The organism is Solibacillus sp. (assembly GCF_040273735.1).
In the GTDB taxonomy this organism is placed as follows: domain Bacteria; phylum Bacillota; class Bacilli; order Bacillales_A; family Planococcaceae; genus Solibacillus.
Window position 1 is genome coordinate 1 of the sequence record NZ_JBELZM010000028.1, and the last position, 14,234, is coordinate 14,234.

The window sequence follows — 14,234 nt, forward strand, 5'->3', positions numbered from 1 at the left end:
CAAACGTCGATTTAATAACGTCCTTTTATTTACAATAATTGTAACAAAATAATATCTTCAAAGTGTCATTTGGGATAACTAGTAGTACATAATTCTATTCAGATAAAAATAATGATTCGGATTTTATGAAATAAAAGTTCCCAAATGACACTTTGAAGATATTATTTTGTTACAATTATTGTAAATAAAAGGACGTTATTAAATCGACGTTTGTCTTTTTTTATGGAACATTGTTTATACGTTATCTCTTTGAATACAAAAAACATCTATCACTACTTGAAAATGTGATAGATGCTTTGGCAAAAGTATTGAGGAAATAAGATTATCCAATCCAATCCATTCCTGATATTGGAGAAAAAATCGCTGCCACGATTATATCTGAAATTGGGGAAATTGAAAGGTTTAATCATCCTAAGAAACTAGTCGCATTTTCCGGTCTTGACCCACATATCTTTGAATCAGGTACATTCAAAGGCACTTACAACCGAATAACCAAAAGAGGCTCTAGCAGACTACGACAAGCTCTGTATTAGATCCCAATGAGTTTGTTCTGGACTCATTTTTTATCTTATTTTCACTTCTAATAATTAAAATTGCTTAAGAGGATACTAAAAAATATGAACCTCAAATCCTTGTTCCTAATTATCCGTTAAGTCACTTTTTTCCTGCTGTTGTTAATCTACTAAAAACTTTAATACATACATATTATCTAACGTTTTCTTGAATTTTTCCGATAATTTGTGGTAGCTCTTGCATCGTTTTAATTGTATAATGTGCACCATATGATTCAAACTTTGCACGTGTCGTTTCAATAAGTTGTTGTTGCTGTTCTGTTGTTAGCTGTTCGTATTCTTGTTCGCTGATACCCATTTCTGAACTGCCAATAATAACACCTACTGCCCATACCCCAGCATGTAGCGCTTCTTTAATATCTGAAGCGGTATCACCTACTTTGACAACTTTTTTTACATTGCTTAATTTTAGTCGACGCATATTTTCAAAAATCATATATGGATATGGTCGACCGAAGTCTGCTAAATCCGTAGGTGTAACTAAAAAATCTGGGGAATAGCCTTTTTTCTTAGCTTCTGGTACAACAACTTCCATCATTTCTTTCGTATATCCTGTAGTTGAGCCTATTTTAATATTGTTCGTGCGTAACCATTCTACTGTTTCTAATACACCTTTGATTGGTGTTGTATATTCAGTAAGAGAAAGCATTAATTGCTTTTCAAACTGTTCATATAATCTATTGACATCCTCTTCTGTGAAAGGATGTCCGTATACTTCTTGCCATTTCGAATCAATGCGAGGCATTTGTAGCATCGCAAGAATATGGTCGATCTTTAACATTCCCATTGGTTCTCGCGCTTCTTCTAATGTTACCTCTACACCAGCGTTCTTAAAAATTTCCAAAAATACATTTACTGGTGCAAAGCAACCAAAGTCTACCGCTGTTCCGGCCCAGTCAAAAATTACACCTTCAATTTGTTTTGTCATTATTCGCTCACTCCCATATATTCTTTGATTGCCACTACCAGTTGCTTCATGTCTGATCGATGAATATCTCCAATATTCCCCACGCGGAATGTATTCGCATCTGTTAACTTCCCCGGATATAAAACGAACCCTTTTTGCTTAATGGCTTCATAAAAAGTTGTAAAATCAAAGTCCTCAGATGGGTAACCGTACGATGTAATAATAGGTGATTGATATTGTTCAATGATATATGGCATAAACCCCATTGCCTGCATTTCTTTGCGTAAATAAATATTGTTCGTTGCATAACGTTTAAAGCGAGCTGTTACTCCGCCTTCTTCTTCTAATTCAGCTAGTGCTTGTGAAAATGCTGCCACAACATGAGTAGGTGATGTAAAACGCCATTTCCCCTCTACTTTCATAACTTGCCACTGGTCGTATAAATCGAGTGATACACTTCTAGCAACCCCTCGACATGCGGACAGACGCTCTATATTTGCAATAACAAATCCAAATCCTGGCACGCCTTGAATACATTTATTAGCACTACTAATTAAATAATCAATCTGTAAATCAGCTACGTTAATCGGGACACCACCAAAACTACTCATTGCATCAATAATCACTTGTTTTTTGTACTGTTTTGCAACTACAATGACATCTTCAATTGGATTTAAAATTCCTGTTGTCGTTTCACAATGCACCATGGCAACATGAGTAATAGTTGGATCCTTTTGTAATACCAATTCGATGTCAGATGCTTTAACAACTTCTGTATAAGGCGTTTCATATTGAGTATGCTGTATGCCAATTGCATTTGCCATCTGTATCATACGCTCACCGTAAGCACCATTTGTAATGAATAGCACTTTATCGCTAGCTTGAATAGTCGTCGTTAATACAGATTCTACAACAAAGCTACCACTTCCTTGCATTAATACAGCTGTATATGTATTTTCATCTACTCCTGCGATTTGTAATAATTGTTTGCGAATTTGATTTGTAATTTGTTTATATTCATCATCCCATGTACAGCGATCTTCATTCATGACACTTCGAACAGTATCCGTTGTTGTTAATGGTCCTGGTGTTAATAATTTATATTGATTCATAAGATCCTCCTATTGTTTTGCAATTTCAAAAATAGCTTGATGTTGTTGTAATAAATCTACTGTCAAAGTTGTTTCCCATTTCTTTAAGAAAGCAGGCTCATCCGCCACAGTTTCTCCTTCATATAAGGTAACTGGATACTGCTTAAGTAGTCCTTCGCGTGCTTCTGTAGCAATCGTTATAGCCATTTCTTGTGCTTTCTTTTCTTTTTCATCATCTTCCTTGTCAACAACAGCAACAGATTCTACTAATGAGTAATTTCCTTCTGTTGGATCAATATAATCGATTGGCAAGCCCTCTTCTTTTGCATCAATGGCTTGTGCACGTAACCCAAAACCAAGCGGCACTTCTCCTGTTTTGACCTTTTTAATTGGACCAGAACCTGAACTCTCTAAATGCGGTCCTACATTTTGAATTAAATCAGCTAATATTTGTTGCCCTTCCTCTTCACCGTACTCAGCAATAATAGCTTGTACTAGTAACCACCCTGTAGAAGAGTCCATAATATTGGGAATTGAAATTAAGTTTTTATATTGTGGGTCTGCTAAATCTTTTAAGGACTTTGGCGTATCTAGCCCTTTCTGTGCAAGCATTTCTGTATTTACAAAAATTGCGCCTACATTCCCTAAAATCGGTAGTTGAATATTTGTCATTTCATCGATTAATGATTCTGAAGATGTTAAATCAATGAACATATCATTTTGTGTCTCTGCACTATCAATATAATAAGAAGCCATCGTTACTACATCTGCCTCAATCGATTTACCTTCTGCTAATAGCTTTCCACCAAGTTCTGATGTCCCTAATGATTGAATAATATATTCACCTTCGAAACCTTTATCATTTAGTGTATTTTGTATTACCTCAATTGCTTCATCATCTGCATTTGAGTAAATAATAATTTGGTCATTCGAATTTGCACTGCTATTACTACAAGCTGCTAACATAATTGCTGAACACGCTACTGTTAAAAATCTTACTGTTTTTTTCTTCATGTCTTAAACCCCTTTTTTGAATGTCGTTTAATATAAAATTCGCACACTACTTTTACAACAATATTTGTTAGTAATATAAATAAAGATAGGATAAAAATTTCGTTGAACTTTGAAAAATGCTGCAATTCTTTAATTTTGGTTGAGACTAATACTGTATGGGTTGTGACCAAGAAAATAACCCCACTCACCGTTACCATTGCGTTAACAAAATAATAACTAAATACTTCTACAAGTGTTTTCTTTATATTCGGTAAGATAATCCGATAAATCGTTTTTAGCCAACTATCATGTAGTAATGCTGCGGTTATTTCCCAAGATAGATCCATTTTTTGTAATGCATTTTTCACCATTAAAAACGGTGTTGTAAAGAAATGAATGATATTATAAGCAATAATTATCAAAAACGTACCTTTCATATCACTATTATTAAAGAGAAATAAATAACCTAAACCAAGCACCATTCCTGGGATGGCATTTGTTATCATCGCAACTGCATCAAATGCTTTTCTACTTTTTAAATTCGTACGTGCACTTAGTAAGCCCGCAATAAAAGCAATCACTACCCCAGCAAGTGCTGTACACACAGCAACAATTAACGAGTTTTTATATACTCTCATCAATTCTGGCATTTGAATCACAGCTTCTAAGTGTGCGAGTGTAAACCCAAAATCAAATGGATATGCTGTTGTAAACGGTACAATAAAAAGTGGCGTGAAAATTGCTAATAAAGTGAATACTATCATCGTGCTACCTATACCAAACAATATTGTTTTTGTTTTTGAAGCAAACGCAACTTGCTGTGAAAATGATTTATATGCAACATTACTTCTCTCCAAAATCCCTATGACAATCATGCCAATAACAGCTGGTGCTAACATGACAATTGAAATGACTGCGCCCTGTGAGAAGTTTGGAATAGATCCAAGCATCGTCTGATAAAGTCTTGTTGCTATTACCTCATAAGTCCCACCTACTGAAGCCGGTATACCATAGTCAGTAAAGCTTAAGATAAATGCTAAAGTAAACGCACCACCAATTGTACTTAACAAAGGACGTAATACTGTATGATAAAATCTGCGCAATTTGCCATCATTCATTAGGTGGGACACAATAATAAAGCGGTGATCCATATATTGCATGGCATTATGTATCAATAAAAACGCGGCTGGTAATGTGTAAAGTACATAACCTATGATTAAACCATTAAATCCGTATACTGTAAAAAGTGGTTGTTCAAAAATGCGGCTAAATATCCCTTGATTTCCGAATGCATAGATCAATACAAAACCATATGTAATGGTAGGTAATAACATTGGCAATGTTACACCAAATTGTATAAATTTTTTAATGGGCTTTATAACCTTCGTAAAATGAATGGTATAGGCGAATAAGAACGCAAGTACTGTTGTAATAACTGCTGCAATTCCTGATACCCATATACTATTAAAGAAAACTTCTCTTAAAGTATTTGTTGTTAATGCTTTTTCATAATTTTGAAGTGTCCAGCCATCTAATCCTTGAAATGATTTCAATACAACTAATCCTAGTGGCAATGCTAAAAATAATATAAAAATTATTAATAATATGAATGAAATGCTACGCATCATCATCGTTGTTTTAACCATGTTGTTCACCAAACAACTGATAAATATTTTGACGTTTAATGTGGAGCTGTTTTAGTATAAATGTTTCAATAAATTCATTTGCTGGATGTTGTATAATTTCTTTTGGGCTTCCACATTGTGCAACATTTCCATTATTTAGAATAAGAACTTGATTAGACAGGGTTAATGCCTCTTCTGGGTCATGTGTCACGATAACCGTTGTTAAATTAAATTCTCTCGCAATGGATTGAATACGTTCTTTAATGGTTTCTTTAATAACTCCATCTAAAGCACTTAATGGCTCGTCCATCAGTAAAATATCTGGCTGCATTACAAGTGTTCGTGCAATGGAGACTCTTTGCTTTTGTCCACCAGAAAGTTCATGTACCCTTTTTTTTAAATGTGGATGAAGCTCTAAAAATTCAATGTATTCTTTAACATCATTTTCAGTAACATTCTTATTTTGATTACGTAAACCATACATAATATTGTCGTAAGCATTTAAGTGTGGAAATAATGCGAAATCTTGAAACACAATATTAAATCCTCGTTGATGCATTGGCTTCTGACTAATATCTTCCCCATTCCAAATGATTTTTCCGCTTGTTTGCTGTTCCAATCCCAAAATAATATTTAATAATGTTGTTTTCCCACAACCACTTGGTCCTAGTAATGACATAATTTGTCCTTTTGGTAATGTTAAATCGATGTCTTTTAAAACCTCTTTTGGTCCAAAGTTCTTTTTAATATGTTGAAGCTCTAGCATATATGTCACCTCTCTTTGTTAAACTCAGTATAAAACTGTATTGTAAATCTAACACTAAGTATTTTGTAAATCTTGAGTAAATTATGGTTAACTATTGACTAAATTTCGACAATCTTCTATATAATTAAGAAAGAAGGAGTGATTTAAATGTATCCTATTGAGCGTCAACAAAAAATTGTGAAAATGGTACGAACACAAAAAGTCGTAAAGCATTCTGAACTGACAGAAGCGTTACAAATATCAATGGAAACATTGCGTCGTGATATCCAAGTACTTGTACAACAAGGTCTTGTCGAAAAATTTTATGGTGGAATTAAAGAGATTGAGCAGTCTGTAACAGAAACTTTGATCGAGCAACGTATGGTCAGCCAATTAAATGAAAAAGTAGCCATCGCTAAAGAATGTGCAGAAATGATCGAAGAAGGTGATTGTATCTTTTTAGATAGTGGTTCAAGTACATATCAAATTGCTAAATTCCTTTGCCATATGAAAAATATAACGGTCATTACTAACTCTTTACCAATTGCTATGGAATTACTGAGTACATCTGTAGAAGTCATTATAATGGGTGGGAAAGTACGACATTCTGAAAGGTCCATCATTGCTTATGACTTTTTACTACAATATGACCAGCTAAATATTTCAAAAGCATTTATCTGTACAAGTGGTATTTCATTAAAGAATGGATTGTCTGATTTTAGTTTCGAAGAAGCAATAATGAGGCGGAAAATCGTACAAATAGCACAATCCATTTATGTTGTAGCTGATTATACAAAATTTGAGCGTGATGTCACTGTAAAAATTTGTCCACTTAGCAATGTAGATTACTTAATTACAGATGCTCACTTAAATGATGACATTTTTAAACAATATAAAGAGGCTGGTATTAATATTAAACGCATACCTTTATTATGAAAGTTACAGTACTCCTAGTTGTGTATACTCAAAAGGTAGAGGGGCTTTTTTATGCTCCTAATAATTCATTACAGCAAATCATCGTAAATCCTTAACCATTTAAAAAATCGTATCTAGAATGAATAGATACGATTTTCCCCATTTAGTAAAGCTCATTTGCTTGTGATAGGGCCACCTTGCATACTGCTATAAAATAAATATTTATTCCAAAATCTGGTCCGATTGTTGAATAACGTGTTTATCATTTAAGGAAAAAATAACGCAATAAAAAAAGAAGACCGTTGACTCAACAAGGGTCTTCCTTATATGTCTTATATGGGTGGCGGTACACTTGCGCCACAGTGACGGATTATACTTGTGAAACGGATATTAACAATCTAGACCTTTAATTGAAAAAGCACTTTTCTTATTCAAGAAAAATGCCCGATTGTGGATTCATGAAAATTGATTAACCCTCAACAAGCCCATAGTATTTATAAAGTTTACCTTCTAATTCTACGAGTAAAATTGGTCCACCAATTTCTTCTTTTTCTTTAACCGAATAAATTTTTGCACCAACAGGCAATTTGTTCGACATTTCATCTTCAAAGTTTGTATCTGTTTCGTTTTTTGTTTTTATTTCCCCTACCTGCTCGTCTTTTGTTAAGGTTAGTTCTTCAACCCAATCAATCCCAGTCTGATAAATCACTCCGTTGAACTGAAATATATCGGCTTCAGGGTCTAATTTTAAAACCTCCTCTGCATTAGGATTTTCAGTTTTATGAACCTCTACTTTGCCTTTATTCGATGAATTAGAACATCCACCAGCAATTAATAAAACGAAAATAATCAATCCCAATAGTAATCTTGATTTTTTCACGTTATCCCTCCTTGGATTGTTAGACGTATAAAGGACAATTAAGTTACCCTGTTTATTCCGTTAAATGGCCCTTTAACGGAAAAACGCGATCCTCTTATTGAAGAATCGTGCCCGATTGTTGTATAAGGAGGTTTTGAAGAAGATCACAGATTACCTATCCTCTATATCAACCAAGTAAATAGCTTTTTCAAAACCACCACGTTTCACCATTTTTTGCAACCGTACTGCATTTAGCTCTTCATAAGTCACACCCAATGTATTAAGAGCCGTATGTATTAATTCTAATACATCTGCTAACTCTTCCACGCTTTCATTAGCAGTTTCTGCTGCGTGAAACTCTTTAGCTTCCTCAATCATTTTCGCCTTAACTTCCTTTAAAAGTTCACTTGACTTAAGTATTCGAGCATTATAAATTAATCCATTTGATTCGATAATTTCTAAAATCCTATCTCTTACTAATTTATTATAGACAGGCATACCCTTCAGCTCCTTTATCAAAATTAAAAAATTATGGTTCCCTTTTCAACTTATCGATTGGTGTAAATACAATGTTAATTTCTAGTTGGTTCGTGTCATTCTCTAGCTCTTTTAGCGTAAGTGGTCCTTTTACTTCGTTCTTATCTATTTCGATTATCCAATAAGAATAATCATTGTCAGCAGGAGTTTTTGGAGGTTTTTCATATCCTCGTTCATCCGCCCTTAAACTCAATTGTTTTGCAATAATATATTGATCGTCCCACCATACAGCAGTCACTTCAGATGGTACATATAAATGATTAAATGTCGTATCATCTCCATCATTTACCGCTTCATCTCCGTAAATTTGAATTTGATGAGCCAAAAGTCTATCAATGCGATAACCGTTGTCTAATGAAATTGTATAATCTGCTAATCCCGCACATCCTGATATAATAAAACAAGTTAATATCAATAAAATTAAATGTTTCAACGCTCTCCCTCCATTTTAAGCGTATTTAACTAATTGTTCGCTATTTATTTTAATACGCTTCAAATGGAAATAAGTTCCTTTAGTTTTTTAACAAGTAATATAAGAATGTTATTCAACAATATGGCCCTTTAACGGAAAAACGCGATCTTCTTATTGAAGAATTGCGCCCGATTTGTTGATAATCGTTTTTCAATTAAATATACAGGTTTTTATTCAGCTATCACAATCTGCATAATCTTGAAAAGTATTATCGTAGCGCTGTTTATATATCTGCATAAAAAGTTGTATATACAATTTCCAAAAGAAAACTCAAGAAATGTTGGTTTAACTGCATTTTTGGATTTCGACCGACTTCTTTCCAAACTTTCATTTGGAAACGTTATTTTATATCGAGATGAATATATGAATTTCTCTGTTAGTATGTCTCAATGGTATTTTCATAAATATTAACATTAATAATAGCGCCTATCTGTCCAACTTTAACTCCAACGTCTATAAAATCGGTCTTGTTATGATCCGGAAACTTAATATAAAAGTGTCCATATTTCTTTCCTACAACTCGGAGTAGGTTGGTTTCCCCTTCTCGTGTGACCGTGGCAATATTTTCAGCATCTTCTGGTATGATATGCTTTCCCATAGTGTATTCTGTTCCTAAATCCAATGTCGCAGTTGGTTTTTCTTCTAGTGTCCGAACGCTATAATGAAAATGTGGAGTCAGACTTACCGCTTCAATCCCGTACCGGACTTCTTTTCCATCATCGAAGCGGAGAGTGGCAATATATTGACCTGGTTTATCAATCCCGATTTGAACAGTAATATATTCATTTGTACTATCGCTCTCATAACAATCAGAGGAACTGAATGTTGGACATTTTTTGAACGCTATACTGTCAGATAGCTTTTCTCCATCCATTGTGGAAAGAGAAATGTTTTGGACTTCTTTTTTATCTCTTACATCTATTATAGCTGGCGAAGCGAGAAAGTCTTGCGTCTCCTCTAGTGTCAACTTTAGTTTGCCGTTCACTTCTTTGACGTTGACATAGTATTTCCGATAGTATTTCTTATCTGGATTCCCTGAATACACCAAAGCGACCCGTAATGTTCCCGTCCCTTCTTTGAGCGGGACTAAGTGAATTTTATCCGATGTGTTGCCATTTAGATCATTGCTCCCAACAACCGAATGGAACACATCCGTATCCTCTTGATATGAATCATACATTTTAAACTCCTCCCAGTTGTAGTCGCTTGCCCGCAATGTAACAATCTGTGATTTCGCTTCCTCAGTAGCTTTCATCATCTTGGTTGCTTGTCCTCTTGTTATGGAAACATTCGGGCTGAATCTATCAGAAGACGTTCCTCCCGTTATGCCAAGTCGATAGATGTTCAAAATACTTGGATCATGACCTGTCCCCCTTTTCACATCTTCGAATGGACTTTTATGCGATGAGAAGTCATAGCGTGGCAGATCGAACGCTTTGACAAGAATCGAAGCCATCTGTCCTCGGGTAATAGGATTGTTCGGACCGAAACGTCCATCCTCGTAGCCTCTAATGATACCTTTTCCCGCCATAGCTGCAATGGCTTTGTAATAATCGTTCCCCCTCGATACGTCCTTAAATGCTGGACTCTTCACATTGTCCGTATCCAATTTAATCAGTTTGGCAATTATTGCAGCTGCCTGTCCTCTAGTGATGGAGTTTCCTGGTTTGAATGTACCGTCCGGATATCCTCCGATAATATTACGTTCTGCCAAATCATAGACCGCTTCGGCAAAGTACTTTGATGATGGTACATCTGAAAATTGTTTTTTACTTACAGCAAATGTATTAGATAAGGGCAGGCTACACGACAGCACTAGTACACTAAATACTGCAAATAGTCTCTTCTTCATTCTCTAGCTTCCTCTTTTTTCTTTTAATAGATTCCATTGTATTGGAAAAACTTGTTCAATTTTTCCTTTAGGAAGCTTAACAATTTTGTAATCGTCGTCCCCATATTTTGGGTTTCACTTGATTCAACGCTGTGCTAAACACCTACTAGCACGATAAATAGTAGTATAAGCATTATAAATAGCTACTTAAAAAATCCTCCAATCAGTAGTGTGCTGTACTGACGGAAAAAATAGAAATTAGTTTCACGATTATTTAATTTTTTTTTGAAAACTTTATAAAACTAAAGTACAGAAAGATATTCAATAATATGGCCCTATAATTGAATAAAGCACTTTTCTTGTTCAAGAAAAGCGCTCGACTGTTGAATAGAGTGACAACATTTTTAGTGCCTTTATAATTTTTCAAAATTAATCCCCAAATTTTCATTTGAGTCCTAGCTGCATGGGAGAGGTTACTTGATATGGATTGGTTTAAGAGTCGTCCTAAAGAATGGACAGCCAAGGTTGAGGTTGAGTGGACGCAAGGTATTACTCCAAAATTACAATCGATCAGATTGTCTAAGCAGAATTTATAGTATGTTAATAAAAAATAAATAAAAAAAGCGTCAAAAAAATGCAATATTTTATCTACTTGTAGAGTCTTATTATTTAAACGGTATGTAAGGAGGTTTTTAGAATGGAATTGAAGCAAAGTGAATTAGATGCCATTAAATCAAATCCGCTTGATGCAATAGTGGATATTATGGATGAGTATGGAACTGAAATAAAAAAGTTTGTTTATATGTATTTAAAAAATGAAGCGGATACGGAGGATGTAACCCAAGAAGTGTTTGTGTCCGTCTATCAAAATATACATACTTTTAAAGGGAATTCATCACTTAAAAGCTGGATTTATTCAATTGCTGCAAATAAATGCAAAAATCATTTAAAACGTGATCGATTACGTCATTTCAATTTAATTGAGCGATTAACTCGACAACAATCAAGCTTTTCCTCGAAGCAAGAGGACCTATCGGAGCTATATTTACAAAACTCCTTAAATAAGGGTCTATTTGAAAAAGTAATGGATTTACCTATCAAATATCGAGAAGTCATAATCCTTTATTATTACAAAGAATTATCCATTAAAGAAATTTGCGCCATCTTAAATGAAAAGGAAAGCACCTTACAATCTCGCCTATTAAGGTCCCGAAAAAAGTTAAAAGATTCAATACTTAATGAAGTAGGAGGCATCATTCATGGATAAACAATTAAAGGAATTGGATTTTGAAAAGAAAATCAACGTTACATTTACGGAAGAGAACAAAAGGAATGTATTAAACAAAATTCAAAAAGTTGAACAAAAGAAAATGTCCAAACCCCATTATGTACAAAATGCACTTACATTCACTTTCACAATTGGATTAATTTTCTTCGGCTACACTATGTTCGCTAATAACGATGTTCAAGAGAGTGCCGAAGATTCCACTCAGTTGAATAATCAAACTCCACCTAATAGTGGAGATTCAAAAGCTGTAATCACAAGTGAAGGAGATAAAGAAAGCAAACAATTAAAAGTTGGCGGTGAATATGATTCTTGGAACGCAATTACCTTTGCTCGAGTAGATCCAGAGACAAATATACGTGTGGAGTACGATTTTTCAGATCCAAATTATAATTTATTTGCTGCTCACCTCAAAGCTGCTGCCATTACAGAAAATGCTATTTTTATGGGAGCAGTTAGAGGTAATGAGATTCCCACTCATACGATGTACATTAAATATTTGAACGAAATATTGCTTTTATTAGGCAACATTGAGCCAAGTGAAGAAAATATAGAGGAATTAACGCAAGCCAAGCAAATTACACAACGCGTTCTTGACGAGGAGATAAGTAAGAGGGACCCAATTTTAGATGAACTTCACATGATTTTACATGAGTTAGACGAATATTATAACGTAAAACCTTTTATAGACAATGGTATGACAACAGATGGGCATCAAGTATTAATACCGGATGAAACAGAGGATTAATAATAGTAAATGGTTCACGCTATTTCTACGCCACAATTGATAAATAAAAAAACCCCTGTATTTCTTGATAATCAAGGTACAGAGGCTAACGTATAACCAAGCCGAGAAAAGGGCTATATGATGGAGTGTGAATAAGGAACACTTGATGAACTTGAAAATAAAAGTTAAGTGATGGACGACGCATATGGAGTGTACGTGCAAAATAAATTTTATAAAGTAGTTCTTTACTTTATATTAATATACAAGTTATGAAGCAGTTTGAGCCAATTTGGTACAAACTGCTTCATTGTTTTTGTGAGTTTCTCTATTCTTATCCATATAGGCTATTCTGTAATACTTCGTAGAAAAAGTTACAAAAGCATGGTTCGGTGACTTTTCATAAAAAAGGTTACTCCACAATATGGCCCTATAACGGAAAAACGCGCTCTTCATATTGAAAAAACGTGCACAATTGTTGATTGAAAACCACTAAAACCTCTATTAATGCGCTCATTCTCGAGTTTATCAAAGTATTGAAGGAAAAGGGTATTGAGCTTTCAGAACACCAGATTTCGCAGTTTAAAAATTATTTTGAGCTTTTAGTTGAAGTTTTCAAAATTACTTTGCTAACTTTAGTTACTCTCATTTGAGTTTTAATATTATTTTCCCTTTAGCCCTGCCAGACTCAGCGTATTCCATCGCCTTTTGAGCATCATCAAAAGAAAAGACTTTATCTATTATGGGTTTAATATTACCTGCTTCAATATAGTTTGCAATGATACTTAATTGTTCTCCACTGGGCTCCATAAACAAAAATGTATAATGAACATTATGCTTTTTTTCAAGTGAAGTAAGTTTATTACTTGCTGCTGAAAACAATAATGTTTTAAAAAATCCTGAACCATATTCTTTTGCAAAACGAGCATTCGGCAATCCCGAAACGGAAACAATTTTACCTCCGTTTTTGACAACTTTAAATGACTTTTCTAATATCTCGCCCCCAAGTGTATCAAATACTGCGTCATAATTTTTTAATGTTTCTTCAAATTTTTCTGTTTTGTAATTAATAATTTCATCTGCACCAAGAGATTTCACTAAATTCATACCGGCTTCACTGGCGGTCGTTGCAACAGTCGCACCCATTAATTTTGCCAGTTGAATTGCAAACGTACCGACACCGCCAGCCCCAGCTTGAATTAAAATCTTTTGTCCTTTTTGTAATTGTAGGATGTCAGAAAACGCTTGGTATGTAGTTAACCCAACCAACGGGATTGATGCAGCTTCTTCAAAGGTTAAATTTTTAGGTTTTAAAGCAATATCATCTTCATGCACAGAAATATAATCAGCAAAAGTACCAATTTTACTCTTGCGTGGACGTCCATATATTTCGTCACCAACTTTAAAATGAGACACTTTTGCGCCAACTTTAACCACGACACCAGAAAAGTCGCTCCCAAGAATAAGAGGCATTTTATATTTAAGCAACAATTTCACTTTCCCATCACGTATCTTAAAATCAATGGGATTGATACTAGCTGCATGTATTTCTGCAAGTACCTCATATTCATTAATTTCTGGTGTAGGCATTTCTGCCAAACGCATTGGAACCTTCCCATACTTTTCTATAACCATTGCTCTCATTGCGTCTCTTCCTCCAACTTTTGTATTTTACAAT

Annotated in this window: 13 protein-coding genes and 1 pseudogene; 4 read left to right on the forward strand and 10 right to left on the reverse strand. The window is 34.4% G+C overall.

The window, feature by feature from the left end:
- Positions 1 to 230: 230 nt before the first annotated feature.
- A pseudogene (locus ABS917_RS18050) lies at positions 231 to 530 on the forward strand (transposase); the annotation flags it as partial.
- A gap of 175 nt (positions 531 to 705) precedes the next feature.
- On the opposite strand, the gene phnX reads toward ABS917_RS18050, so the two are convergent.
- The 5 genes from phnX to ABS917_RS18075 are packed head-to-tail and all read right to left on the reverse strand — an operon-like array spanning position 706 to position 5,954.
- Entirely contained in the window at positions 706 to 1,500 is a 795-nt protein-coding gene (phnX, locus tag ABS917_RS18055; RefSeq protein WP_350480289.1) for a phosphonoacetaldehyde hydrolase, read from the reverse strand.
- Positions 1,500 to 2,591: a 2-aminoethylphosphonate--pyruvate transaminase gene (phnW, locus tag ABS917_RS18060; RefSeq protein ID WP_350480290.1), complete on the reverse strand. Its 1,092-nt coding sequence runs from the start codon at positions 2,589 to 2,591 to the stop codon at positions 1,500 to 1,502. The genes phnX and phnW overlap by 1 nt, the downstream gene beginning before the upstream one ends.
- Positions 2,592 to 2,600: 9 nt before the next feature.
- A complete protein-coding gene (locus ABS917_RS18065) occupies positions 2,601 to 3,584 on the reverse strand; it encodes an extracellular solute-binding protein (protein ID WP_350480291.1) in 984 nt (327 codons plus the stop codon).
- The gene (locus ABS917_RS18070) at positions 3,581 to 5,209 is read right to left on the reverse strand and encodes an ABC transporter permease subunit (protein WP_350480292.1); all 1,629 of its coding nucleotides are present in this window, start codon (positions 5,207 to 5,209) and stop codon (positions 3,581 to 3,583) included. Before ABS917_RS18070 ends, ABS917_RS18065 begins: the two co-directional genes overlap by 4 nt.
- Positions 5,202 to 5,954, reverse strand: a complete 753-nt coding sequence (locus tag ABS917_RS18075) for an ABC transporter ATP-binding protein (protein ID WP_350480293.1) — start codon at positions 5,952 to 5,954, stop codon at positions 5,202 to 5,204. Before ABS917_RS18075 ends, ABS917_RS18070 begins: the two co-directional genes overlap by 8 nt.
- Before the next feature lie 147 nt (positions 5,955 to 6,101).
- On the opposite strand from ABS917_RS18075, the gene ABS917_RS18080 reads away from it, so the two are divergent.
- Complete coding sequence (locus ABS917_RS18080; protein ID WP_350480294.1) at positions 6,102 to 6,869, forward strand: DeoR/GlpR family DNA-binding transcription regulator; 768 nt, start codon at positions 6,102 to 6,104, stop codon at positions 6,867 to 6,869.
- A 448-nt stretch (positions 6,870 to 7,317) separates the two neighbouring features.
- On the opposite strand, the gene ABS917_RS18085 is transcribed toward ABS917_RS18080, so the two are convergent.
- The 4 genes from ABS917_RS18085 to ABS917_RS18100 all read right to left on the reverse strand — a co-directional run bounded on the left by ABS917_RS18085 (position 7,318) and on the right by ABS917_RS18100 (position 10,532).
- Complete coding sequence (locus tag ABS917_RS18085) at positions 7,318 to 7,728, reverse strand: hypothetical protein (protein WP_350480295.1); 411 nt, start codon at positions 7,726 to 7,728, stop codon at positions 7,318 to 7,320.
- A gap of 150 nt (positions 7,729 to 7,878) precedes the next feature.
- On the reverse strand, positions 7,879 to 8,205 hold the full coding sequence (locus tag ABS917_RS18090; protein ID WP_350480296.1) for a pyrophosphohydrolase domain-containing protein: 327 nt from the start codon (positions 8,203 to 8,205) through the stop codon (positions 7,879 to 7,881).
- A gap of 31 nt (positions 8,206 to 8,236) precedes the next feature.
- A complete protein-coding gene (locus tag ABS917_RS18095) occupies positions 8,237 to 8,677 on the reverse strand; it encodes a DUF3997 domain-containing protein (protein WP_350480297.1) in 441 nt (146 codons plus the stop codon).
- A 415-nt stretch (positions 8,678 to 9,092) separates the two neighbouring features.
- Positions 9,093 to 10,532 carry an S-layer homology domain-containing protein gene (locus ABS917_RS18100; RefSeq protein ID WP_350480298.1) on the reverse strand — a complete coding sequence of 480 codons (1,440 nt, stop codon included), beginning with the start codon at positions 10,530 to 10,532 and terminating at the stop codon, positions 9,093 to 9,095.
- 712 nt (positions 10,533 to 11,244) lie between these two features.
- Here ABS917_RS18100 and ABS917_RS18105 point away from each other — a divergent pair.
- Together ABS917_RS18105 and ABS917_RS18110 are read left to right on the forward strand one after the other, a co-directional pair.
- Entirely contained in the window at positions 11,245 to 11,814 is a 570-nt protein-coding gene (locus ABS917_RS18105; protein WP_350480299.1) for a sigma-70 family RNA polymerase sigma factor, read from the forward strand.
- Entirely contained in the window at positions 11,807 to 12,580 is a 774-nt protein-coding gene (locus tag ABS917_RS18110) for a polyphosphate kinase (RefSeq protein WP_350480300.1), read from the forward strand. Before ABS917_RS18105 ends, ABS917_RS18110 begins: the two co-directional genes overlap by 8 nt.
- Positions 12,581 to 13,201: 621 nt before the next feature.
- Here ABS917_RS18110 and ABS917_RS18115 read toward each other — a convergent pair.
- Positions 13,202 to 14,200 (reverse strand): NADP-dependent oxidoreductase, encoded by a 999-nt coding sequence (locus ABS917_RS18115; RefSeq protein ID WP_350480301.1) that lies wholly within the window; start codon positions 14,198 to 14,200, stop codon positions 13,202 to 13,204.
- Positions 14,201 to 14,234 lie beyond the last annotated feature (34 nt).

Bases quoted from the DNA above. Each gene is read 5' to 3' on its own strand.
- phnX (WP_350480289.1), bottom strand. From the start codon at position 1,500: ATGACAAAACAAATTGAAGGTGTAATTTTTGACTGGGCCGGAACAGCG.
- phnW (WP_350480290.1), bottom strand. From the start codon at position 2,591: ATGAATCAATATAAATTATTAACACCAGGACCATTAACAACAACGGAT.
- ABS917_RS18065 (WP_350480291.1), bottom strand. From the start codon at position 3,584: ATGAAGAAAAAAACAGTAAGATTTTTAACAGTAGCGTGTTCAGCAATT.
- ABS917_RS18070 (WP_350480292.1), bottom strand. From the start codon at position 5,209: ATGGTTAAAACAACGATGATGATGCGTAGCATTTCATTCATATTATTA.
- ABS917_RS18075 (WP_350480293.1), bottom strand. From the start codon at position 5,954: ATGCTAGAGCTTCAACATATTAAAAAGAACTTTGGACCAAAAGAGGTT.
- ABS917_RS18080 (WP_350480294.1), top strand. From the start codon at position 6,102: ATGTATCCTATTGAGCGTCAACAAAAAATTGTGAAAATGGTACGAACA.
- ABS917_RS18090 (WP_350480296.1), bottom strand. From the start codon at position 8,205: ATGCCTGTCTATAATAAATTAGTAAGAGATAGGATTTTAGAAATTATC.
- ABS917_RS18105 (WP_350480299.1), top strand. From the start codon at position 11,245: ATGGAATTGAAGCAAAGTGAATTAGATGCCATTAAATCAAATCCGCTT.
- ABS917_RS18110 (WP_350480300.1), top strand. From the start codon at position 11,807: ATGGATAAACAATTAAAGGAATTGGATTTTGAAAAGAAAATCAACGTT.
- ABS917_RS18115 (WP_350480301.1), bottom strand. From the start codon at position 14,200: ATGAGAGCAATGGTTATAGAAAAGTATGGGAAGGTTCCAATGCGTTTG.